The organism is Pontibacter coccineus, from assembly GCF_030546575.1.
In the GTDB taxonomy this organism is placed as follows: Bacteria; Bacteroidota; Bacteroidia; order Cytophagales; family Hymenobacteraceae; genus Pontibacter; species Pontibacter coccineus.
The window spans coordinates 1-21009 of record NZ_JAUOTN010000004.1; the positions used below are offsets into that span (position 1 = coordinate 1).

Genomic DNA, 21009 nt, shown 5'->3' on the forward strand with positions numbered 1-21009 from the left:
AAAGGACTCTTCTGCCATCAAACGCCAATTGAATGCTGTCGGCTTCCAGTTTGTGGCTCATCTGATTTTGTAGGCTAACACAGCGAGAAATACAAATAGGAAAAGCTCGAAACCCAGGGTAGTTGCCCAGAGCACGGCCCTGGACACTCCCAAATTCTGGTAATAATAGTAATGGTTGCTCTTATAGCTGTTAACAAAGTAGAATATAAGGCCAAGGGTGGCTACTTTAAACCAGAACAGCATACCGAAGATCATGAAATCGTAATCCCATAGTAGCTTGATACAGCAAATCGTGATCACCACCGAAGCTACGACAAAGCTTCTGTAGAAAGTCCAGATAAGTCTTGCTGTTTTGTGTAGCTTCATAAGGGTTGAATGTTTGGGGACATTTATGGATTCAGCTAAGACCGTTGACGCCATTGTTCTTTATTTTCGATTACCCTGTGCCTCAGCTGAATATTCTGTTTTTGACATTAAAATTGCAATGGCCGATATTACAACTGGTGAAAACAGGATTAACAGGTTTCTTATAGCTACATAAGAGTCCTCAAAACCAGAGAGGTGCGAGAAAAAAATGGGCATCAGCACTATGAATACGCCCCCCACAACCAGTGAAACTATTGCTGAAAGCACGGAGAAGCGATCAGTTTTGAATCCTGACAGGCCATATTTTCTTGCATACCATCCTGTAACAGTAATCAGGAAACACACAAAGAAGGTAATGATAGCTGCCCAGCTAGCCTCTCCAATGAAAAGCATTATAAAGCCAATTAGAGATGTAAGGGAAAAAATAATCATTGTAAGCCAGGCACATACTCTAACAATTATTCTTTTCATTGATCCTGTGTTAAATTACTATCTAACAGCCAAATATAATTTTCAATAGCATTTTAAAATTGACAACCTGGCCGTTACAAAAGGAGATAAACAAAACAGAAATTGCCAGCCATAGCCTTCCCGCTATTGAAATTATACCTTGTTGTGGGGTGCTTTATTCTTTTCAAATTCAGTTTTGATTAACCGCTCTAATTCGTCGGATTTTATTTTCAACGAACCCGAAACTATAACGAGAGGAGAGCCATGAATTCTCCAATTGGATTTCATCGTTCGCTTGGAGGTTTTACTCCCAGCACGGTCCAAATATTTCTTTGGTTTGCTGGTAAAAACAATTAAGAGTCTTGTTGAGGAGACACCAGAAGTTTTAAATCCTTTTATGTCTTTCCATTCAATTAACCCGACTTTGCTCAAGTTGTCTATAACCCCATCCTTATCAATAGTTAGTCCAGACTTTTTACTAAAAATTTGTTTCGTAAACACAGTAACTCCGATGCTGCAGAAAAGGAGATTAACTATTCCTATAAGTCTGATAGGGGTCTCGTGTGGAAATCTATCAGTAACGAATGTGGAAGGTTCAAATGTAGATACAAGCCCAAATACCCAAAATACCAATACAACAGCCAGATGGATAGCAATCTTAGATTTGTTTAGCGGTATTTCAGTTTTATTTTCCATTCTTTCAAATTTCCCCTAACGGCTCTGCTAAACGACGGGCGAGGCCGTCGGCCGAGGCTGACGTTTAGGTGTTGTTGTAAAGCGTTATTCTTTTAACATTTAGTGGTTGACTTTGCATACAGCAAAAGTTTTCCTGTCCGACAGTAGATATAAGTAATAGGTTTTGTCGTGTTTGTTTTTAGTAATTAAGGATTTAGACATATTCAATATATCTAGTTTATTTTGATATATGTAGCCGTCTAATTCAATATTTAAGTAGTAGCTGCCTTCTTTAAATCTGTCACTTGTTACGATTGAATTTTCCAAGTTTCGAAAAGCTAAGGAGTCGATTGTGAAAAGGTTGTATTCCATCATAGGTTCAAGGAGCCCACTTTCTTTTCCTGATTGAATCAAGGTCGGCTTGTAAACTCTATCAAATTCAGCCATTTCATTTACATCATCAAACAGTTCGGTGTCTGTTTGACAACTGACAAATAGTAACGTGGCTAATATTAAAAGAAGTCTGTTCATTTTTAATGCTTTACAACTTCTTCACAAGGGTAAACATACACTTTCCCGCATATTATCAAACATAGCGAAATTCCGTAATTCATCCACCTTATCCTCAAGCATTTTAACAGTTTCTAATTTGACTTAAGAAATAGCAGCTATACCTTTGACCTCATCAAACCCAGCGCTATACCTGTGGAAACGAATCAGCCAATAAAAACCCGCATTGCCCCGACCCCCAGCGGTTACCTGCACCTGGGCAATGCGCTCTCGTTTGCCATTACCTGGGCGCTGGCCCGCCGTCAGCAGGGCATCGTCGCGCTGCGCATCGACGACCTCGACAATGCCCGCTTCCGGCCCGAGTACCTGCAGGACATCTTCGACACACTCGACTTCATGGGCCTCGACTACGACGAGGGACCGCGTAATGCCAAGGATTTTCAGGAGAACTACTCGCAGCTTTTGAGGCTGCCGGCTTACCAGGCCCAACTCGATAAACTGGTGCAGCAGGGCATGGTGTATGCCTGTCCCTGCTCCCGCAGCCAGATAGCCGCCCTGTCGCCGCAGGGACTCTACCCGCTCACCTGCCGCGACGAGCAGCTGCCGCTCGACACGCCCCATGCCGCCTGGCGCGTTCGTATACCTGATGCAACTATTGTCTCTTTCCAGGACCAACTCCTGGGCCACTGCACGGTGCCGCTGGCTCTCGAAATGCCCGACTTTGTGGTGCGTCGCAAAGACGCTATACCTGCCTACCAGATCGCCTCGATCGTGGATGACCTGGCCATGGGTGTGAACCTGATCGTGCGGGGTGAGGACCTGATGCTCTCCACGGCGGCGCAGCTATACCTGGCGCAGCATACCGGGGCCACGGCTTTCACCAATGCAGCGTTTGTGCACCACCCGCTCATTGTGAGCGAGGGCAATAAACTCTCCAAGTCGCACGACGCCCTTTCGCTTACCGAAATGCGCAAGGCCGGCCTCACCCCGCAGCAACTCTGGCAAAAACTGGCTACTCTACTTGGCTGGCACGACGCAGGTATAGCCGACGCGCAAAGTTTCCTGCAGCGGTTCCGGCTCCAGGAGCTGCCACGGCACATCGCACAGGTATAGCCCTGTGTTGTTGCTGCCAAACAGACACAAAAAAGCCCTGCTGTTTTCCAGGCTATACCTGGATCCACAGCAGGGCTTCTTGCTTTATAGCAGATTTACTTGGCTGCCTGTATCTTCACCGGCACTTCCAGGTTCTCCCAGCGCAGTACCATGCCATCTTTGGTGACATCATACGCCAGTCGCTCGCTCATAGAGGCAGCCTTACGAGGCTTGGCTTTTACACGCAGCGCGTCCTGTTTCTCGTCGTACTGCGTGCCCCACTGCTTGGCAGTCTTGTTGAAGATCAGGGTCCACTCCTCCTCGCCAGGTATAGCATAGAAGCTATAGGTGCCCGCCGGCAACTGCTGGCCTTCCACCAGCACGGCACGGTCGGTGGTGACGGTAGTGGCCTCGTTTGCGCCCGCACGCCATACCTCGCCATACGGCACCAGCTCACCCCAAATGGTGCGGCCCTTCACAGATGGGCTGCTGTAGTTGATGGTGATGGTAGCGTTTCCTACCTTGCCCGTGGCAGTAGCTGGCGGACTTGCTTTTGGCTTGGCGTCCTGCGCCCAGGCCGTGGATGAAACCAGGATGCCGATCAGCAGCATGGCAAGCGCATTTGTGAATTTCAGGTTTTTCATAGTGTTTATTTTGGTTTTGAAGGAAAGATAAGCAATTGACAGGTATTCTACTACAAGATTATCAGCCAATTAGCTAACGACCGCTGGCCGCTTCGGATTGTGTGGGCGGCCCGGAGGATTTCAGCGCCTGTGACGCGCCCTTTGCAGCACCCCGGGTTTTCTTGCGTATAGAAGGGAAAAGCTCCAAAAAGAGAAAGCCGCCGAACCTATGCCTTCTTACGATCGAAACAGAAGAATATCTAAGCGAAATTTACGCGCCTCTATACCCGGTAATGGGACACAAAGTACTGGACAGCCGCAACGCTATACCACTACGGCCACGCGCAGTAACCTTCGCACCAAATTTCGAAGAAGGAAACGTGTCCGCGGCTCAGCCGTGAAAGGAGCCCAGAACCGGCTGCGCAATTTCCGGCAGGCCTCCCTTTTGGCCGTGGCTATTACAGGTTTAATCCTGATCATGTTTGCCCCCAGCGAGGCCGGCCTGACGCAAGACAACTACCCCGAAACAGTTGCTGTAGTGGAAGAGGTGGCGGTGCAGGACCTGGTGCCTGGCGACACGGTTAAAGAGGAGGTGGTGGTGGAGAAGAAGGGCTCCACCAAAGAGGCGACCGATGAGGCGATCGGGGCGCTGCAGGGCCTCTGGGAAGGCTTTATTTTCAACCTGCCTAAAATCATCATTGCCTTCATCACCCTTATTCTGGCGTGGCTGACCGTCCGCATACTGCGGGCCATTCTGCTCCGCTCTATCGGTAAGTGGCAAAGCGCCAGCGCCATCATCTCCCTCACTTCCATTGCCGTGTGGTTACTGGCCATCGGGGTGGCACTCAGTGTGGTGGCAGGCGACATACGGGCGCTGGTCGGCTCTTTCGGACTGATCGGTCTGGCCCTGTCGTGGTCACTGCAGACACCCATCGAAAGTTTTACCGGCTGGCTCATGAATTCCTACCAGGGCTATTACCGAGTGGGAGACCGCATCCAAGTCGGTGATGTGTTCGGCGACGTTTACCGCATCGACTTTCTGACCACCACGGTTTGGGAGATCGGGGCGCCTTACCAGCCGGGCTTTGTGCGGGCCGAGCAGCCTACGGGCCGGCTGGTCACTTTCCCCAACAACGAAGTTTTGACGGGCACTGTGATCAACCTGACGGCCGATTTCCCCTATGTGTGGGACGAGTTGGATGTGGGCGTGGCCAACGAGTCGGATATGCCGCTTGCCATACAGGTGATCGAAAACGTGGCGCTGGAGCTCCTGGGCGATTACATGAAAGCGCCGACGGCCTCTTACTCTCAGTTGCTGCAGGGGGCAGGCCTGGACAACACGGTCCCGGACAAGCCACAGGTATTCGTTTCCATGGAAGAGTCGTGGACCAATGTCACCATCCGCTACCTGGTGGGGGCACGCGAACGGCGCAAGTGGAAGAGTGAGCTCACGCTGCGCCTCACCATGGAGTTGAACAAGCCCGGATATATAAATAAAATCATACCGGTATACCCACGGCAGCAGGTACAGTTCATTAACCCCGATGGCACTCCTACGCAAGCCAACTCCGGAAGCAGGGGCTAATCCCAGAACACAACTGTTTTACTATCAATAATTTCCCAAATTCAGATTTGCTTCAGAATTGCACCGTATACTTGTAACATACCAATTTTTAAAACTTAAAACTTAGATTTATGAAAAAGATACTAGTTGGATTTGCCTTCGTAATAGGCTCGGTTGTGGCAGTGCAGGCGCAGGACGTAGCAGAGAAAGATGTTCCGGAAGCTGTGAAGAGCGCCTTGTCGCAGAAGTATGCCAACGCCACTGACCTGGATTGGGAAAAGCATGGCGAAAACTACGAGGCTGATTTTGACGTGAACCGCATCGACCACGCCGTGATGATCGACCCATCGGGCAAAATACTGATGACCCGGCATGATCTGATGGAGAAGGACCTGCCGCAGAACATACAAACTGCCATCAGCCAGAATTACAAAGGCATGCGCGTGGACGACGTGGAGCAGGTGGAGAAAGACGGCAACACCTATTATCAGCTGGAACTCGACCAGAAAGGAAAGGATAAAAAGATTGTGCTGTCAAAAGACGGAAAAGAGGTAACTGAACCAGCCTACTGGGACTAACAACCTGCTTTGTAAATATTGAATTTAAATGCCCGGAGCCTCGCTTCGGGCATTTTTTTTGACCTATACCTTGCTGCCTCTACCTGCCATCGGATGACAGGCTGCCCCCGGCAGAGGATAAGCGAGCTGTATACCTGCGCTGAGTACACCCGTAGGAGGAGAACGCAAACCCACATCATCTTTCATGCGCCTACTCTGGAACTACCTGCAGCCTCACCGGGGGCTGGTCATACTTTCGCTTCTGCTGGCCGGCGCCAGTCAGGTGCTAGCTTTGGTCGACCCGATCATTTTCGGCAAGATCATCGATAAGTATGCCACGCCGCCTTTTACCATGACGAGCGAGGAACGGGTGAAAGGTGCCTTGTGGCTGATGTTGCTGGCCGTTGTAGTGGCGCTTCTCTCGCGCCTGGCAAAGGCTTTTCAGGAGTATTTCACCAACCTGGTGGTGCAGAAGTTCGGGGTGCAGATCTTCAACGACGGCCTCAAGCAGACACTCAAACTTTCTTACCAGGAATACGCCGACCAGAACAGCGGCGAAACACTTTCTATTCTGCAGCGCGTGCGCCGCGACACGGAGCGCTTCATCAACTCCTTCATCAACATCCTTTTCTCTTCCTTGGTGGGTGTGGGTTTTTTGGTCTGGTATGCCATTACCAAGCACTGGGCGCTGGTGCCGATCTTTATTATCGGGATGGTGGTGCTCGGCGGGCTTACCAGTATACTGAGTGCCAAGATCAAGACCATGCAACGGTCCATCAACCGGGCCACCAACAAAATGTCGGGCGTGATCACAGAGTCGCTGCGCAACATTGAGCTGGTCAAGAGCCTGGGCCTCACCTACCCCGAAATACGCCGATTGCGGGAGCATACCGAGCGTATCTTCACGCTGGAAATGGCCAAGGTAAAGCGGGTGCGTACCCTTTCATTTCTGCAGGGCACTGCCCTTAATCTGCTCAGGCAATCCATTCTGTTCACGCTGCTCTGGCTGATTTTCCGGGATGTGCTCACCACCGGCGAACTGATCTCGATGCAGTTTATTTCGGTCAGCATCTTCGGTCCGCTGCAGGACATGGGCACCATCATCCTGACCTACCGCGAAGCAGAGGCCTCACTCCACAACTTCGCCGAACTGATGAACAAACCCGTCGAGACCCGGCCCGAGTCGGCCATCAACGTGGGCCCGCTGCAGCAACTCCGTTTCGAGGACGTGGTATTCCGGCACAAAGGAGCGCCGCAGAATTCGGTGGACGGCATTTCCTTTGAGGCCAACACCGGCGACACCATAGCTTTCGTAGGGCCCTCGGGCTCCGGGAAATCCACACTGGTAAAGTTGCTGGTAGGGCTATACCTGCCGGCCAGCGGCGAGATCTACTACAACGGCACGCCTGTAAAGGAAATCTGGCTGAACGAGGCGCGCCGGCAACTGGGCTTTGTGACGCAGGAGACGAACCTGTTTTCGGGCACCATCAAGGAAAACCTGCAGTATGTGAAGCCCGACGCGACGGACGAGGAGGTGATCCGGGCCATGGAAAAAGCCTCTGCCACCCTCCTCCTCTCCCGCTCCGAGCAAGGCATCCATACCCAAATTGGCGAGGGCGGCCTGAAGATGTCGGGGGGCGAGAAGCAGCGCCTGTCCATTGCCCGCGCCCTCATCCGCAACCCACGCCTGCTCATTTTCGACGAAGCTACCTCGGCCCTCGATTCCCTCACCGAAGAGGAAATTACGGCTACCGTGAAAGAGATATCGGCCCTGCGCGAGCAGATCACCATTCTGATCGCCCACCGCCTCAGCACCATCATGCACGCCGACACCATTTATGTGCTGGAAAAAGGCAAGATCGTGGAGCAGGGCAATCATGCTGAGCTTGTGGAGCAAAAAGGCCTGTACTACGCCATGTGGCGTCAGCAGATCGGCGAGCGCAAGGTGGAGCTGATCCGGTAGATCGCATAGCGCTATACCTGTGAAAGTCTTGGTGGAACTTTGAGGACATTGCAACAACTTGAGCCTGCTGCTATAGTTACAGTCCTTTCCTGCAACCGACTCACTACGAGTGCTTAAAGCACTAACTTGTCTTCCTTGGAAATTCTCTTCGCTTATACCTGGGGTCGTTAAGTTCTAATGAATTCTCCCCTCAAGGGCGGGGCCGTTACGTTATATTTTTTTGTCATCCTCTAAGGATCTTGGTAGCAAGTAGTGTAAGCTTAACCTCCCGGGGGAAGGGGCCCTCTATTTCAACCAAGTTTCTTTACAGAATGACAATAAATTTTAAGGGTAGTCTTTTAGAATGAAACGGCCCGCCCTTGAGGGGATGGTTCCCGGCAAAACTTAACAACCCCGCCTCTACCTATACCTACGTCCGTGCAATGCATGGCAACTTTATACCTGCAGCTCAGGTATGCAAAGCAACAAATTGGAAACGAAGACTATACCTATGAAACGATACCTACCAGCCATCGCCGGTCTGCTGGCGCTGGCCTCCTGCGGCTCTGACTCCGCCGACGGCAACTACAACCGCGCCGCGGACGACGACCTGATCGAAAGCCAGGTCGACACGGACACCAAAGCCTCCATTGACAGCGTGGCCCGCGCCACCGACGAAGGCGCCATTCTGCACCCGCTGCCTGACACGCTGACCACCCTCTTGCAACAGCGCCAGCCGCAGGCGGAAGTGGCCGTCCTCACCGACCAAACCATGTCCAACCGCACCCGGCAGGTTGACAACCCGGTATACCTGCGCGGCAACCTCAACGGCAATCGCAACCCCGACTATGCCGTGCAGGTACTTCAAAACGACTCCATCCACATCCTCGCTTTCCTGGATTACGGCACCCCGCAGGTCCGCGAAATGAAGGTGGCCGCTTACCCATCGCAGCAGCTGAACGACCGCAGGTATAGCAACCTGCAGCTTAAACTTGCCCCGCAGGACTCGCTGGTGCGCAACCCGCGTCAGCAGCAGTTCACCAACCTCAAGACCGACGGCGTCTCCGTGCTCGACGGCAACCGCACCACGCTATACCTGCTACAGAACAACCGTTTTATACCTTTCGACGCGCAGCAGTAAGGTATAGCGCCGGCTTATCCGTAAATTGCGGGCACTATACCTTGCCCTTATACCTGCTACCTGCTTATGCCTGCTTTTAAGTCTGACAAACCTGTTCCTTCGCTCACGCCACAGATCACTTCTCCGGACCAGCGCAGGCTGAGCCAGCTCCAGCAGGAATTCAACAAAAAAGTGGCGCAGATAGAGCAGCTGAAGCAGGAGTTGGCCACCCGGCGCGACAGCATGGACCTGGCCCAGAAGCGCATCGAAAAGGAACTGCGCCCCATCATCATGCAGCAGGTAGCGCAGCGCGTGGCCCTGGCCCACCTGCTGGACGATGCTTTTGCCCTGACCTTGTTCAGCTTCCGGGAGAAAGAGAAGCTGGCCCAATTGATTGCCAGCATCGCCCTGGACCTGATCCAGAATTACGAGCGCGAAGACCTGATCGCCCTGCACGATCGGTATGCCGAGGTGCCCTATGCCGAGGTTGCTCTCTACAGATCGGAAGATGAGGATTTTCCGGAGAAAGGTATAGCCGACGAGGAAGCGGCCGCTATACCTAACAACTGGGACGAGCTCGATGAGTTTGAGCGCCTGCAGGGCCAGTTGGACCGTGAAGAGGAAGAGCGGGAACGCGCCAGGCAAAACCGCCAGAAAGGCCGCAAGACCAAAGCCCAGCAGGAAAAAGAGGCAAAAGCGAAAGCCGAACTCAGCAACATCAGCAAGGCCAGCCGACGCGTTTACACCGACCTGGCCAAGCAACTGCACCCCGACAAAGAGCTGGACGAAACCAAACGCGCCTGGAAAGAAGAGGCTATGAAGCGCGTGACCCAGGCCTACCACCACGACGACTTCTTTGAGCTGCTGCGCCTGCAGATGGAGTTCCTGCAAGAGCAAGGCCAGGCACTCGATAAGCTACCCGACGAGCAACTGCAGTATTACGTGAGGCTTTTGGATGAACAAATGAGCGAGCTGCAGGCCGAGCTCAACAGTTTTATCGTTGGCCCCAACGCCAGCTTTTACGACCGCTTCTGCGGCAGCCCCAAGCAAATGAACCAGAAATTTAAGCAGGCGAAAGAAGGCTTAACTTACGAACTGGAGCAACTGAAGCAGAACCTGCGCGTGCTGCACGATCCGGTGCAGATCAAGGTGATTTTGAAATAAGGCTTGGCCACCCATACCTCACAGTGTGACCGAAAGCGCTCGGGGCAGGTTGCTATACCTGTGCGCATGTATTCCAGCAACTCAAGCAAGCCTACTTAAAAGACACCACCGCCAGATCAGCCAGCTCTATCCGCGACTGCAGCAGGATACCGTACTTCGTTTTCAGGTCTTCCTTTGCTTTTCCGAAATCGCCTTTGGGCAGTTTAAAATTATACTTGCCCGACTCCAGCAGCTCTCTTTTGGCAATAAGCCCCACCTTAAAATTTGTTTCGATTGCAGCTACCAGCTCACCCAGGGTTACGTTCTCGAACGTGATAACCTCTTCGCTATACCTGACGGTAGACTTCTTGAGGTCAGCTACGGCATGGGTAGCCAGCAGGCTGGTATCGGCAATCGCCACATCCCAGGCATCCATTTGCTGCGAGCGATAGACCACATCGAACTTGTAGACCTCCTGCAGTTGCTCCAGCACTAGTTGTTTGTTTTGCTTTACATCTTTGGATGGGGTGTGGGCTTTAAAACGCAGATCTATGGCCGTATACTGATGCTTCTTTTTGTCAAGTTCTACGAGAGACTCCTCTTTGCCCAGCAGCGCCAGGATGACATCGTGTAATTTCTGGTTCTCAAACCCGATTGAGTCAGGGCCAATAAATTGAGCGGCAAGGGCGGTCTTGTCATGAAGCATGTGCTCCTCCACCTGCAGGGTATAGTTCTCGTTTTGGATTTGCAGCTTTTCCTCCAGCGTACCCATCGTTGCAAAAGCCAGCCCAAATAACAGGGCATTGTGCCCAGCATGCATATAGTAGCCCCAGCGAAAGCCATACTTCACCCGCATATACCCCATCAGCATACCGCCTATAACTTGTGGCGCAACCAAGACCGGAATAAGCAGCACAGCTGCCGATGCGTAGTCGAAGTCAGTAAAATTGGTGATATGGATAAGACCAAAAGCAAAGGCCATGAAGTAAAAGAATACTCCGTATACCCTGCGCCAAACTTTCCTCAAAAAGCCAGCTATTTTGTCGGCATTCAGCGCATATAGCACTAATGCCATTGCTAGTATAATCCATACACCTATAGCCCCTGCCAAAGGCAACTGCGAGTAGGCCACACAGCTTAGCGCAATAGATGCCAGCACAGCAAGCAGGGCCATATAGCCGCTCTTAAATCGCAAGCCATAGCGGAATACCAGTTCTTCAAGCAGCGGGACTGCCAGCACACCCAATAGCAGGAAAGCCCAAATTGGTAAAGACCGCATCATTTCCAGCACAGAGTGGTTGCTGTTTACATACCAGCCCATCAGTTTTATAAGCTGCATCACGCCAATGAAAGCAAATGTTAGCATCATATTGAGCAGGAGCACATACAACAGAATGCGCAGCTTTACAGAGCGGCTATCAACAGCAGCGGGCTGGTCTTTCGGATTCTTTAAGAATTGCCAGATGTCGGAGGCAGTTTGTTTTAGCTGGAGGGCGAAGGAATGAAGCATGGAATAAAGATAGAGCTACTGTTGCATTAATCGCAGTCTAAATATATATAATTCCGCCTATACTTCTATGAAATCCCCGCTTTTAATCTTTGTTTTGGTGAGCGCTATACCTGCAGATAACCTTCCATGATGTCGATCACCTCTAACGGCGAACTCAGATTAGGGCAGTGGCCGGTCGCTTTCAGGTGCACCAGCGTAGAGTTTTTGATTGCATTGTGCACGTAGTCGCCCACTTCTTCCGGCGCTATAATATCATCGGAACACTGCATGATCAGGGCCTCGGTCTGCAGTTTAGGGAGATCCGGGCGATTGTCTGACAGAAAGGTGACGTGGGCAAAGTGCCTGGCAATATCGGGGTCGGTATTGCAGAAACTCTCTATTAATTCCTCCCCCAGCGAAGGCATATCCGGGTTTCCCATGATCAGGAGAGCGAACGTGTCGGCCCAAAGCGTGTAATCGCGTTCCATGTAGGCCAGCATCGACAGCATGTCGGCCCGGTCAAACCCACCGAAGTAGTTTTTGTCATTGATGTAGCACGGCGAAGGACCGATCAGGATGAGTTTACTGAACAAAGCTAGTGTTTTGATCGCGCTGAGCACCCCCATCATGGCACTCACCGAGTGCCCTACAAAGATCACATCCTGCAAATCCAGGGTATCGATTATTTCCAGGATGTCGGTTGCATAGCCCTGCAGGGTGTTATACTTCACCGTATCGTATGCAGCAAGATCGGAGTTGCCGGCGCCCACATGGTCGAACAGCACGATTTTATAATGCTGCTGAAAAGCCGGTGTCACAAACCGCCACATATTTTGATCGCAGCCAAAGCCATGACCGAACACAAGCGGCCTCTCCCCCTTTCCAGAGACATTGATATTATTCCGTTTGATCACATTCATGGCATCCGACTATTAGCTCTTCCTTACTACCCGCAGGGTATGGCGCTCCCCATCATACATAACGCTATAAGTATAGCTATACGTATTTAAAATAGGATAAAACCACAACTTAACAAGGAAAAGTTTATTTGATCAATTGCCCTTTAGCTCTAAGCTTCCAAAGGGGAAAGGAAAAACGTTGAGGCGTTAAACTGTTCATCCGTCCGTGTCAGCTCTTTTGGATTTAAAATCAGAAAGAGCGGATGCTAAATGTGTGAAAGAGGTGCTGTCAGGTCCTTGATTTCCGTCTGCAGCTCCTGGGCAAGAGGTTGAATCCTGACCATGGCGTCTTCTTTGTTAGCGTCACACGACAGTAGGATCTTGGTGCCGTCCTCCAACCACAGGAAGCTATCGAACGAAGTAGAAGCGGTGGGGCGCCAGGAGCGGCGTGAGTCGGAAGAAAAGGATCTGTTCTTCTTAAGAAAAATGCACTTTGTGCCGGGGTATGGTTCTCTGGTGCCAATAGTACGGCCTAGTATATTCACCCCCATACAATAAGTACCCTGGTACAGATCAATTTCGAGGCACTTATACTGGACCAAAGGAAAAATCCCGAACAGGATCATCAGGACACCAACCACAGGATAGGTCATGAAAACCCAAACGCCACCAGCTATAATAACAATGGCGTATACCTTCGTCGTGAAGCCAACAGGATCAGTCAGTCTGTAGCGCAGTAGCGGTGTTTCCATTGGTGTATAAGATATCGTTTTCGGAATTAAATTAGCTATGCTGATAATTTGGTTGATGTTTGATCACATCAGCAATCTGAGTTAACACTTAGGGTCACCGTTACATTGACGCTAAACTTGCGATATGGATGAATTCCGTTCCTTCCAAGCATAGATTAGCGGAGGTACAATAAAAACGATTGTTACGAGGGAGATATTCATAAAATAGTTTATCCATACCTTATCAGCAAAAAATATAGGTATGTAACTGGTTATTTTGGATAATCCTAACCCAACTAAAAAGAGGAACAGTTCAAGTAAGATTAAAACCACTATGTTATACCATATAGAATGTTTTTTATCTGAGAATGCAGTGGATGGAATTATTAACATCAAAAAACAAAAACCCATGAAGAAGATATAAAATGCCAGAAAGTGCTTACTTTGACACTTTCTTGAGCAATTTCACTTTGATTATTGATAGTACTAAAATCCAAGCTTGTCAAGAAGTCAAATGTTTTATCTTGAAGGGATTTTCGTTGTACTATATCCTCTTTTAGTTTCAGTAAGTAATGTCTATATTTTGCTTCGTTATCACCTTCATTGGATAATATTCTATTTATCTGTTCAATCTGACTCAATTTCTTCTCATTTTGATAGTAGAATGTAAACCCAAACACATTATCAATAAACAAAACTGATAAGACTACACCGATTACTACGATAGCTTTCGCTGATAGCTTGTGAGTTTTATCAGTTAGGAATGATATGAACGCATTGATTGATTCACCCATAGGAAAATAAAATGTGCATAAAAGGATTAAAGTATAAATATATTTAAATAATACCAGCTTATTTATTACAAGGGACACTTTTTCTCCTACCTCTCCCGCAACCTTCTCCCCCTTCTCCCAGTTCTGATAAAACATTAGTTTGTAGTATCTTTGTAAACTACAACCAGCAGAACACGACTATCGCAAAGTCCTGTGTTCTGCCTTTGCTGTTTTGTGACTTTTTGAACTGAATGAAAGTAACTGATTTTTTAGAGCTGTACCGTCTCGACGGGGTGGTGCAGACCATTGCCGAGCGACTCAAAGCCGATAAACCCTACCGTCTGCAACTCAAAGGTATGGCGGGCAGTCTCGATGCCGTGATGGCCTCGGCCGTCTATACCTTGCACCCACAGCACCAACTCTTCGTGTTGCACGACAAAGAGGAGGCAGCCTATTTCTATACCGACCTCAAAAACCTGCTCGGTGACGAGAAGGAAGTCATGCTGTTCCCGACTTCTTACAAGCGGCCCTACAGCTTTGACGATACCGAAAACGCCAACATCCTGATGCGGGCCGAGGTACTCAACCGCCTCAACACCAAATCCGACAAAGGGGAGCTGATCGTGACGTATCCGGAGGCGCTTACCGAAAAGGTGATCAACAAAAAGTCGCTGGTCGAAAACACGCTGGGTGCTAAAGTAGGCGAAAAGCTGGACGTCAATTTCCTGAGCGAGATGCTGGCCGAGTATGGCTTCGAGCGGACGGAATTTGTGTACGAGGCCGGTCAGTATGCCGTGCGCGGGGGCATCGTGGACGTGTTCTCGTACGCAAACGACCTGCCATACCGCATCGAGCTTTTCGGCGACGAGATCGAGAGCATACGCTCCTTCGACCCGGATACGCAGCTGTCGGTGGAGACGAAGAAAAGCATCTCGATCATCCCGAACGTGCAGACCAAACTGCTGCAGGAAACCCGCGAGGCTTTTCTTGACTTCGTTCCGAAAAACACGGCCATCTGGTTCAAGGATGTGCGGCAGACACTGGATGTGATCGACGAGTACTTCGACAAGGCATCGCAGGCCTTTGACAAGCTGATGGCCGGTAGCGGCGGCACCCAGATCGTGTCGGACCCGGAGCAACTGTTCCAGACGCAAAAGCAGTTCAAGAAGCTGCTTGAGAAGTTCAGCATTGTGGAGTTTGGCAAGCGCTTCAACTTCAAAGACACCGAGGTGCTGCAGTTCCAGTCAAAGCCGCAGCCTTCGTTCAACAAAGACTTCAACCGACTGGTAAAGGACCTGCACGAGCAGCAGAGCAAGGGCTTTGTAAATATCATCGCCACCGACTCGCCACGCCAGATCAACCGCCTCACCACCATCTTCGACGAACTGGACCACGACATGCGTTTCCAGCACCTGGGCATTTCGCTGCGCGAAGGATTTATTGACGAGCAGCTTAAGATCACCTGCTATACCGATCACCAGCTCTTCGACCGTTTCTACCAGCACAAAGCCAAAGAGGGCCGCTCCAAAACCAAGGCGATGACCTTGAAAGAGCTGCGCACCCTGCAGCCCGGCGACTACATCACGCACATGGACTATGGCGTGGGTCGCTTTGCCGGTCTGGAGAAGGTGGAAGTGGGGGGCCGTCTGCAGGAAGCCATCCGACTGGTATACCGCGACGACGATCTGCTCTATGTCTCCATTCACTCGCTGCACAAGATCAGCAAGTATAGCGGCAAGGAAGGCGGACCGCCGACCATGAGCAAGCTGGGCTCACCGGAATGGGAGAACAAGAAGAAGAAAGTCAAGAGCAAGGTAAAGGACATTGCCGCCGAGCTCATACAACTATATGCCAAGCGCAAGGCCGCACCCGGCTATGCCTATACCCGCGACGGCTTTTTGCAGGCCGAGCTGGAGTCGTCGTTCATCTACGAAGACACCCCAGACCAGGCCAAGTCAACCGAGGACGTGAAAGCCGACATGGAGCAGCCGCACCCGATGGACCGCCTTGTGTGCGGCGACGTGGGCTTCGGCAAGACCGAAGTGGCCATTCGTGCTGCCTTCAAAGCCGCCTGCGACGGCAAGCAGGTAGCCGTGCTGGTACCGACTACGGTGCTAGCCATGCAGCACTTCAAAACCTTCCGCGACCGGCTCGAGCAGTTCCCGATCACCGTGGACTACATCAACCGCTTCAAAACGGCCAAGGATATCAAGAACACACTGCAACGGGTAGCCGAGGGCAAGGTGGACATTTTGATCGGGACGCACCGCATCGCCAGTAAGGACGTCAAGTTCAAAGACCTGGGCTTGCTCGTGATCGATGAGGAACAGAAGTTTGGTGTGAAGACCAAAGAGAAGCTCAAGGAGATGCGTGTGAACGTGGACACGCTCACGCTCACCGCCACGCCTATACCGCGCACGCTGCACTTTTCACTCATGGGCGCCCGCGACCTGAGCGTGATTGCCACGCCGCCACCTAACCGTCAGCCCGTGAAAACCGAACTGCATGTGTATGATGAAATTCTGATCCGGGATGCTGTGGCGGCGGAGCTGAAGCGTGGCGGCCAGGTGTTTTTTGTGCACAACCGCGTGAAGGACATCGAAGAGATGGCCAACATGATTCTGAAACTGGTGCCCGATGCCCGCATCACCTACGCCCACGGCCAGATGGACGGCGAAACGCTGGAAAAACGCATGATGAAGTTCGTGGACGGTGAGTACGATGTGCTCGTGTCAACCAACATCATTGAGTCTGGACTGGATATACCCAACGCCAACACCATCATCATCAACCGGGCGCATATGTTCGGCCTTTCGGACCTGCACCAGATGCGGGGCCGCGTGGGTCGATCCAACAAGAAAGCCTATTGCTATTTGCTCACGCCACCCGTGGCCGGTCTGCCGACCGATGCCCGCAAGCGCCTGAGCGTGCTCGAAGAGTTCTCCGACCTGGGAGAAGGCTTCAAGATCGCCATGCGCGACCTGGATATACGCGGAGCCGGTAACCTGCTGGGCGGCGAGCAGAGCGGCTTTATCAACGACCTGGGTTTCGAAATGTACCACCAGGTGCTCGACGATGCCATCAAGGAGTTGAAAGAAACCGAGTTCCGCGACCTGTTCCTGAAAGACAACCTGGCCGAGTTCGTGGAGCCGGTGCGCGACTGTAACATCGAGACGGACATGGAAGTGCTTATACCTGACTGGTATGTGGGCAACATCTCCGAGCGCCTCAGCCTCTACAGCAAACTCGACAGCACCAAAGACCTGCAGGGCCTGGAGAAGCTACGCGACAGCATCGTAGACCGCTTCGGTCCGTTGCCTCAGGAGGTGCAGAAACTGGTCGAGATTGTGAAGCTGCGCTGGCAGGCACAGCAACTGGGTTTCGAAAAGCTCACCATTAAAAAAGAGGTGATGAAAGGCTACCTGCCAAGCGAGAACAACGATGCCTATTTCCAGTCCGAGACGTTCGGCAACATCCTGAAGTATGTGCAGCAGCATTCACGGCGCTCGCGGCTCAAGGAGGCCAAGGACAAACTGATCGTGATCGTGGAAGACATCCAGAGCATTGCTGATGCCCGTGAGGTGTTCGACAGTCTCGATGTGAAAGCCACCGTGAAGGGGTAAACGCACACAGAGCCAGCCCTTAGCACCAGATGAAAGCAGATCAGCTGCACATACCATAAAACAACCATGGTATGTGCAGCTGAATATTTTTCTCAGGACTATACGTTTCAGGGCAATTATCAGATTAAATTTTGCTATTTTGGAAACTTCTACGCTGCGAAAACCGAACTTAAATCAAATTCCATCACTGTGCGCCACCCATCAACGACATCACTGCCTATGCTGGAGCCCATCTTCAGGGCCCTGCCAAGGCTATATGCTGTCCTGACCCCGGATCTTGTCATCGTTGAAATCACCGATATATTGCTGAAAGGGCTACACCTGACACGCGAGCAGATCTTAGGGCACTCCCTGTTTGATCTGTTTCCGAACAACCCCAACCAACCTGAATCCCGGGTAGCTGTGATGGAATGCCTGCAGCATGCCCTGGTACACAAAGAGCCTTTTCACAATCCCAGGCTCCGCTACGACATCCAGTTAGGCGCTGGTTACGAGGAGCGCTACTGGAGTGCGACCACTGTACCTGTGCTGAACGACGCAAAGGAAGTGCAGTACCTCATTCACGAGGTGATCGACGTAACCGACAAGATCCTGGTCGAGCGCCTGCATCAGCAGCATCAGGAACAACTGCACCTGATCAGCAACGCAACCAAGGCAGTAGCCTGGGAATATGACATTGCAACCGATCGCATGACGTGGGGAGAGGGCCTTCAGGAAGTATTTGGCTACAAGCCTGAGGAAATGAGCAGAGGTGGCGAATCCTGGGACTCGCGGGTGCACCCGGATGATTTTGAGGAGGTGCAACGCAGCATTCAACAGGCGTTGGCCAACAAAGAAAGCACCTGGACGGGCGAGTACCGTTTCAGGAAAGCAGATGGCAGTTATGCCTATATCCTGGACCAGGGCTACACAACGTACACTCCCGAAGGTGAACCCATCCGCACCATCGGCTCCATTATCGACATCACCCAGAACCATGATACGCAGGAGGCGCTCCGGGAAAGTGACGCCCGCTTCCACCACCTGCTGGAAGTACTCCCGCACATGGCCTGGACAGCCTCGCCAAAAGGCAAGGTACTCTTCTTCAACGACAACTGGTATAGCTATACCGGTATGCGCCGCGGTCAGACGGACGGCTGGATAGGCACCGTTCACCCGGATGACTCGGCCATGGTGCTCACCAACTGGCATGATGCAGTGGCCTCAGGCAACACCTTTGAGATAGAGTACCGCATACGCCACCACCTGGATGGCAGGTACCGCTGGTTTCTGGAGCGCGGTCTGCCCATGCGCGACGCTAACGGAAACATCACGCTCTGGATCGGCACCTACACGGATATAGATGATCAGAAGAATACGGCAGATGAGCGTGACGATGACAAGCTGGAGAGCATGCTGCGCCTTGCACCTGTGCACCTGTGCCTGCTGCATGGCCCGAAGCATGTGTGCCAATATGTAACGCCCGGCGTATACAAGCTCTATGGCAACCGCAGCTACATTGGCCGCACCGCCCGTGAGATCTGGCCGGAGCTTGAACCGATGGGTTTCTTTGAGCTGCTGCACGAGGTATACACCAAAGGGCGTACCGTGTACATCAACGAGTTCCGCACACAGATTGACCACGACTTCAACGGCAACCCGCGCGACGCTTATTTGAACTTTAAGTACCAGCCATTGTTCGACAGCACCTCCAGGGTGGAGGGCATTATGATATCGGCAATAGAGGTAACGAGCCTGGTAAAAGCCAGGCTGAGAGCCGAGGCACTGGCCAGAGGAGAATCCGGACCTTAATTTTTTAACTTTGTTTAAAACAAAAAAGGCCATAATTTGTAAAAGAACTCAAAATACCAATTATGAAATCTGTAAAGACTATCCTGCTGATAGACGACGACGATACAACCAATTACCTGAACCAGCGCCTGCTCTCCCGTATGGAGGCGGCAACCGACATCAGGGTGGTGACCAATGGTGAAGAAGCCCTCGACTACCTGAACAAAGCCTTCAACGGCGAGGAGAACTATCCGAAGCCAGACCTTATTTTTGTTGACATCAAAATGTCAGTGATGGATGGCTTTGAGTTTCTGGATGAGTACCAGCGCTTTGAAGAGGACAAAAAGCTACGCACTGTGATGCTCATGCTCACCTCGTCGGCCAGCTTTTATGACCTGGAGCGACTTAAGAAATACCCGGAGGTACGCAGGCACTACTCCAAGCCCCTGGCCGAGGCCGATGTGCGCGAGATCATGGAGACCTATTTTTAATAGGTTCCAATTTTATAGTTCAAGAGGCGCCCTCACAAGGGGCGCCTCTTTTTTTATACCAGGGCCCGTGCCAACAATAGCCCCCGTAAACCGTAAAAAATAACGCCACCGTTAAATGGCACAAGATAAAGGCATCTATTATTAAACAAATAAAACTATGAGAAACGACGCAGAGCACCACGACAAACCGGGCGATTACAACCAGCGCATCGGCCGTGAGCTATACAACAAAGACAGAGAACAGGAGCACCCGCAGCGCTACAGCTACAGAGGACAGGGTGAACGTCAAAAGAAATGGGATGAGGGCAACTACTTCCACACCGGACCCAGCCCACGCGGCGCGCAGGACCGTAACCGGCATGCGGAAAGCGGACATCATTACACAGGCAACAGACCAGCCCCTTACCAGAGCGACCGGGGCACATACCAGACGGGCCACTATGGCAACCGCAGCGAAAGCCCTTACCGCAACGAGAGCCAATACCTGAACCATGGCTACAGAGGCCCGGGAAGCAGCAGCCAGCAACCTTACCAACAGCAGAGGGGCGGCGGGGCGCAGCCGGGCAATTACAACGAGCCCCCAACCTCGCAGGACAGCCTGTGGCGCGAGGGGCCGGGCAGCCGCAGCCGTTACAAGGAAGACGACTACCGTTACGGCAGCGGCTCGCACAACTGGTACAGCGAAGGCCGCTACTCTCCGGACGTGGAGCCGGAGCACCAGGACAAGCGTGGCTTCTTTAAGCGCGTGCGCGACACCTGGGACGACATCATGCAGTCTGACAACCCCGACTACGAGCCACACAACAGATACGACCCCGAGCGCCGTGCCGAGCAGTTGAGTACCCGCCAGCGCTACAGCGGGGAGTCGTTCCGCGACCGCAACTTTGACCGCGGCTACGAAGGCGGACCGCGCTGGGCCGATGAAACCGACTCCGGTAGCGATAATTATTACAAAGATGCTGGCAGAAACCAACGCAACCGCCGCTAATGCGTATAGCAGACAGATTAGGTTACTTTGGTAGTAGATTAGTAATAGAGGCAGCTCACCGGCATCGGCGGGCTGCCTTTTTTCGTGCTGGATCTATACCCTGATAAACATCAGGCTCCTGTGCCCGTACATAAAACTCGGTGCTGCGCCATACCTGACGGTAGCCCTTTTGAGCGAAGCCACCTGCGGCACCAGCACTTCAT

The 21009-nt window shown here is 51.7% G+C and carries 19 protein-coding genes; 10 read left to right on the forward strand and 9 right to left on the reverse strand.

The annotated features are described in order from the left end of the window. Nucleotides 1–57: 57 nt before the first annotated feature. From Q4E40_RS09910 to Q4E40_RS09925, 4 genes are all read right to left on the reverse strand, one after another. A complete protein-coding gene (locus Q4E40_RS09910; protein WP_303411863.1) occupies nucleotides 58–366 on the reverse strand; it encodes a hypothetical protein in 309 nt (102 codons plus the stop codon). Nucleotides 367–426: 60 nt separating this feature from the next. After that, nucleotides 427–837 (reverse strand): hypothetical protein, encoded by a 411-nt coding sequence (locus Q4E40_RS09915; protein ID WP_303411864.1) that lies wholly within the window; start codon nucleotides 835–837, stop codon nucleotides 427–429. Nucleotides 838–969: 132 nt separating this feature from the next. After that, complete coding sequence (locus Q4E40_RS09920) at nucleotides 970–1512, reverse strand: STM3941 family protein (RefSeq protein WP_303411866.1); 543 nt, start codon at nucleotides 1510–1512, stop codon at nucleotides 970–972. A 99-nt stretch (nucleotides 1513–1611) separates the two neighbouring features. After that, nucleotides 1612–2022, reverse strand: coding sequence for a hypothetical protein (locus Q4E40_RS09925; RefSeq protein WP_303411868.1), 411 nt, complete (start codon nucleotides 2020–2022; stop codon nucleotides 1612–1614). A 174-nt stretch (nucleotides 2023–2196) separates the two neighbouring features. Here Q4E40_RS09925 and Q4E40_RS09930 point away from each other — a divergent pair, with 174 nt between their 5' ends. After that, nucleotides 2197–3114 (forward strand): glutamate--tRNA ligase family protein, encoded by a 918-nt coding sequence (locus Q4E40_RS09930; protein WP_303411869.1) that lies wholly within the window; start codon nucleotides 2197–2199, stop codon nucleotides 3112–3114. A gap of 95 nt (nucleotides 3115–3209) precedes the next feature. Here Q4E40_RS09930 and Q4E40_RS09935 read toward each other — a convergent pair whose 3' ends face one another. Next, nucleotides 3210–3737 (reverse strand): DUF2911 domain-containing protein, encoded by a 528-nt coding sequence (locus Q4E40_RS09935; RefSeq protein WP_303411870.1) that lies wholly within the window; start codon nucleotides 3735–3737, stop codon nucleotides 3210–3212. Nucleotides 3738–4113: 376 nt separating this feature from the next. Here Q4E40_RS09935 and Q4E40_RS09940 point away from each other — a divergent pair, with 376 nt between their 5' ends. From Q4E40_RS09940 to Q4E40_RS09960, 5 genes are all read left to right on the forward strand, one after another. Next, nucleotides 4114–5301 (forward strand): mechanosensitive ion channel family protein, encoded by a 1188-nt coding sequence (locus Q4E40_RS09940; protein WP_303411871.1) that lies wholly within the window; start codon nucleotides 4114–4116, stop codon nucleotides 5299–5301. Between the two features lie 110 nt (nucleotides 5302–5411). Next, a complete protein-coding gene (locus Q4E40_RS09945; protein WP_303411873.1) occupies nucleotides 5412–5858 on the forward strand; it encodes a PepSY-like domain-containing protein in 447 nt (148 codons plus the stop codon). Between the two features lie 184 nt (nucleotides 5859–6042). Continuing rightward, a complete protein-coding gene (locus Q4E40_RS09950) occupies nucleotides 6043–7800 on the forward strand; it encodes an ABC transporter ATP-binding protein (protein WP_303411875.1) in 1758 nt (585 codons plus the stop codon). Between the two features lie 490 nt (nucleotides 7801–8290). Next, on the forward strand, nucleotides 8291–8920 hold the full coding sequence (locus tag Q4E40_RS09955; RefSeq protein WP_303411877.1) for a hypothetical protein: 630 nt from the start codon (nucleotides 8291–8293) through the stop codon (nucleotides 8918–8920). 66 nt (nucleotides 8921–8986) lie between these two features. Beyond that, nucleotides 8987–10063, forward strand: coding sequence for a J domain-containing protein (locus Q4E40_RS09960; RefSeq protein WP_303411879.1), 1077 nt, complete (start codon nucleotides 8987–8989; stop codon nucleotides 10061–10063). A 91-nt stretch (nucleotides 10064–10154) separates the two neighbouring features. Here the strand turns inward: Q4E40_RS09960 and Q4E40_RS09965 are convergent, their stop codons facing one another. The 4 genes from Q4E40_RS09965 to Q4E40_RS09980 all read right to left on the reverse strand — a co-directional run bounded on the left by Q4E40_RS09965 (nucleotide 10155) and on the right by Q4E40_RS09980 (nucleotide 14090). Continuing rightward, nucleotides 10155–11552, reverse strand: a complete 1398-nt coding sequence (locus tag Q4E40_RS09965; protein ID WP_303411880.1) for a CPBP family glutamic-type intramembrane protease — start codon at nucleotides 11550–11552, stop codon at nucleotides 10155–10157. 104 nt (nucleotides 11553–11656) lie between these two features. After that, entirely contained in the window at nucleotides 11657–12451 is a 795-nt protein-coding gene (locus Q4E40_RS09970) for an alpha/beta fold hydrolase (protein WP_303411881.1), read from the reverse strand. A gap of 245 nt (nucleotides 12452–12696) precedes the next feature. Further along, on the reverse strand, nucleotides 12697–13182 hold the full coding sequence (locus Q4E40_RS09975) for a hypothetical protein (RefSeq protein ID WP_303411882.1): 486 nt from the start codon (nucleotides 13180–13182) through the stop codon (nucleotides 12697–12699). A 371-nt stretch (nucleotides 13183–13553) separates the two neighbouring features. Further along, on the reverse strand, nucleotides 13554–14090 hold the full coding sequence (locus Q4E40_RS09980; RefSeq protein ID WP_303411884.1) for a hypothetical protein: 537 nt from the start codon (nucleotides 14088–14090) through the stop codon (nucleotides 13554–13556). A 95-nt stretch (nucleotides 14091–14185) separates the two neighbouring features. On the opposite strand from Q4E40_RS09980, the gene mfd reads away from it, so the two are divergent. From mfd to Q4E40_RS10000, 4 genes are all read left to right on the forward strand, one after another. Then, nucleotides 14186–17557: a transcription-repair coupling factor gene (gene mfd / locus Q4E40_RS09985; RefSeq protein WP_303411885.1), complete on the forward strand. Its 3372-nt coding sequence runs from the start codon at nucleotides 14186–14188 to the stop codon at nucleotides 17555–17557. Nucleotides 17558–17746: 189 nt separating this feature from the next. Then, nucleotides 17747–19348, forward strand: coding sequence for a PAS domain-containing protein (locus Q4E40_RS09990; protein ID WP_303411887.1), 1602 nt, complete (start codon nucleotides 17747–17749; stop codon nucleotides 19346–19348). A 62-nt stretch (nucleotides 19349–19410) separates the two neighbouring features. Next, the gene (locus Q4E40_RS09995) at nucleotides 19411–19818 is read left to right on the forward strand and encodes a response regulator (RefSeq protein ID WP_303411889.1); all 408 of its coding nucleotides are present in this window, start codon (nucleotides 19411–19413) and stop codon (nucleotides 19816–19818) included. Nucleotides 19819–19975: 157 nt separating this feature from the next. After that, nucleotides 19976–20806 carry a hypothetical protein gene (locus tag Q4E40_RS10000; RefSeq protein WP_303411890.1) on the forward strand — a complete coding sequence of 277 codons (831 nt, stop codon included), beginning with the start codon at nucleotides 19976–19978 and terminating at the stop codon, nucleotides 20804–20806. Nucleotides 20807–21009: the final 203 nt, after the last annotated feature.

Bases quoted from the DNA above. Each gene is read 5' to 3' on its own strand.
- Q4E40_RS09980 (WP_303411884.1), bottom strand. From the start codon at position 14,090: ATGTTTTATCAGAACTGGGAGAAGGGGGAGAAGGTTGCGGGAGAGGTA.
- Q4E40_RS09935 (WP_303411870.1), bottom strand. From the start codon at position 3,737: ATGAAAAACCTGAAATTCACAAATGCGCTTGCCATGCTGCTGATCGGC.
- Q4E40_RS09915 (WP_303411864.1), bottom strand. From the start codon at position 837: ATGAAAAGAATAATTGTTAGAGTATGTGCCTGGCTTACAATGATTATT.
- mfd (WP_303411885.1), top strand. From the start codon at position 14,186: ATGAAAGTAACTGATTTTTTAGAGCTGTACCGTCTCGACGGGGTGGTG.
- Q4E40_RS09970 (WP_303411881.1), bottom strand. From the start codon at position 12,451: ATGAATGTGATCAAACGGAATAATATCAATGTCTCTGGAAAGGGGGAG.
- Q4E40_RS10000 (WP_303411890.1), top strand. From the start codon at position 19,976: ATGAGAAACGACGCAGAGCACCACGACAAACCGGGCGATTACAACCAG.
- Q4E40_RS09955 (WP_303411877.1), top strand. From the start codon at position 8,291: ATGAAACGATACCTACCAGCCATCGCCGGTCTGCTGGCGCTGGCCTCC.
- Q4E40_RS09995 (WP_303411889.1), top strand. From the start codon at position 19,411: ATGAAATCTGTAAAGACTATCCTGCTGATAGACGACGACGATACAACC.
- Q4E40_RS09920 (WP_303411866.1), bottom strand. From the start codon at position 1,512: ATGGAAAATAAAACTGAAATACCGCTAAACAAATCTAAGATTGCTATC.
- Q4E40_RS09925 (WP_303411868.1), bottom strand. From the start codon at position 2,022: ATGAACAGACTTCTTTTAATATTAGCCACGTTACTATTTGTCAGTTGT.
- Q4E40_RS09975 (WP_303411882.1), bottom strand. From the start codon at position 13,182: ATGGAAACACCGCTACTGCGCTACAGACTGACTGATCCTGTTGGCTTC.
- Q4E40_RS09950 (WP_303411875.1), top strand. From the start codon at position 6,043: ATGCGCCTACTCTGGAACTACCTGCAGCCTCACCGGGGGCTGGTCATA.
- Q4E40_RS09960 (WP_303411879.1), top strand. From the start codon at position 8,987: ATGCCTGCTTTTAAGTCTGACAAACCTGTTCCTTCGCTCACGCCACAG.
- Q4E40_RS09945 (WP_303411873.1), top strand. From the start codon at position 5,412: ATGAAAAAGATACTAGTTGGATTTGCCTTCGTAATAGGCTCGGTTGTG.
- Q4E40_RS09965 (WP_303411880.1), bottom strand. From the start codon at position 11,552: ATGCTTCATTCCTTCGCCCTCCAGCTAAAACAAACTGCCTCCGACATC.
- Q4E40_RS09910 (WP_303411863.1), bottom strand. From the start codon at position 366: ATGAAGCTACACAAAACAGCAAGACTTATCTGGACTTTCTACAGAAGC.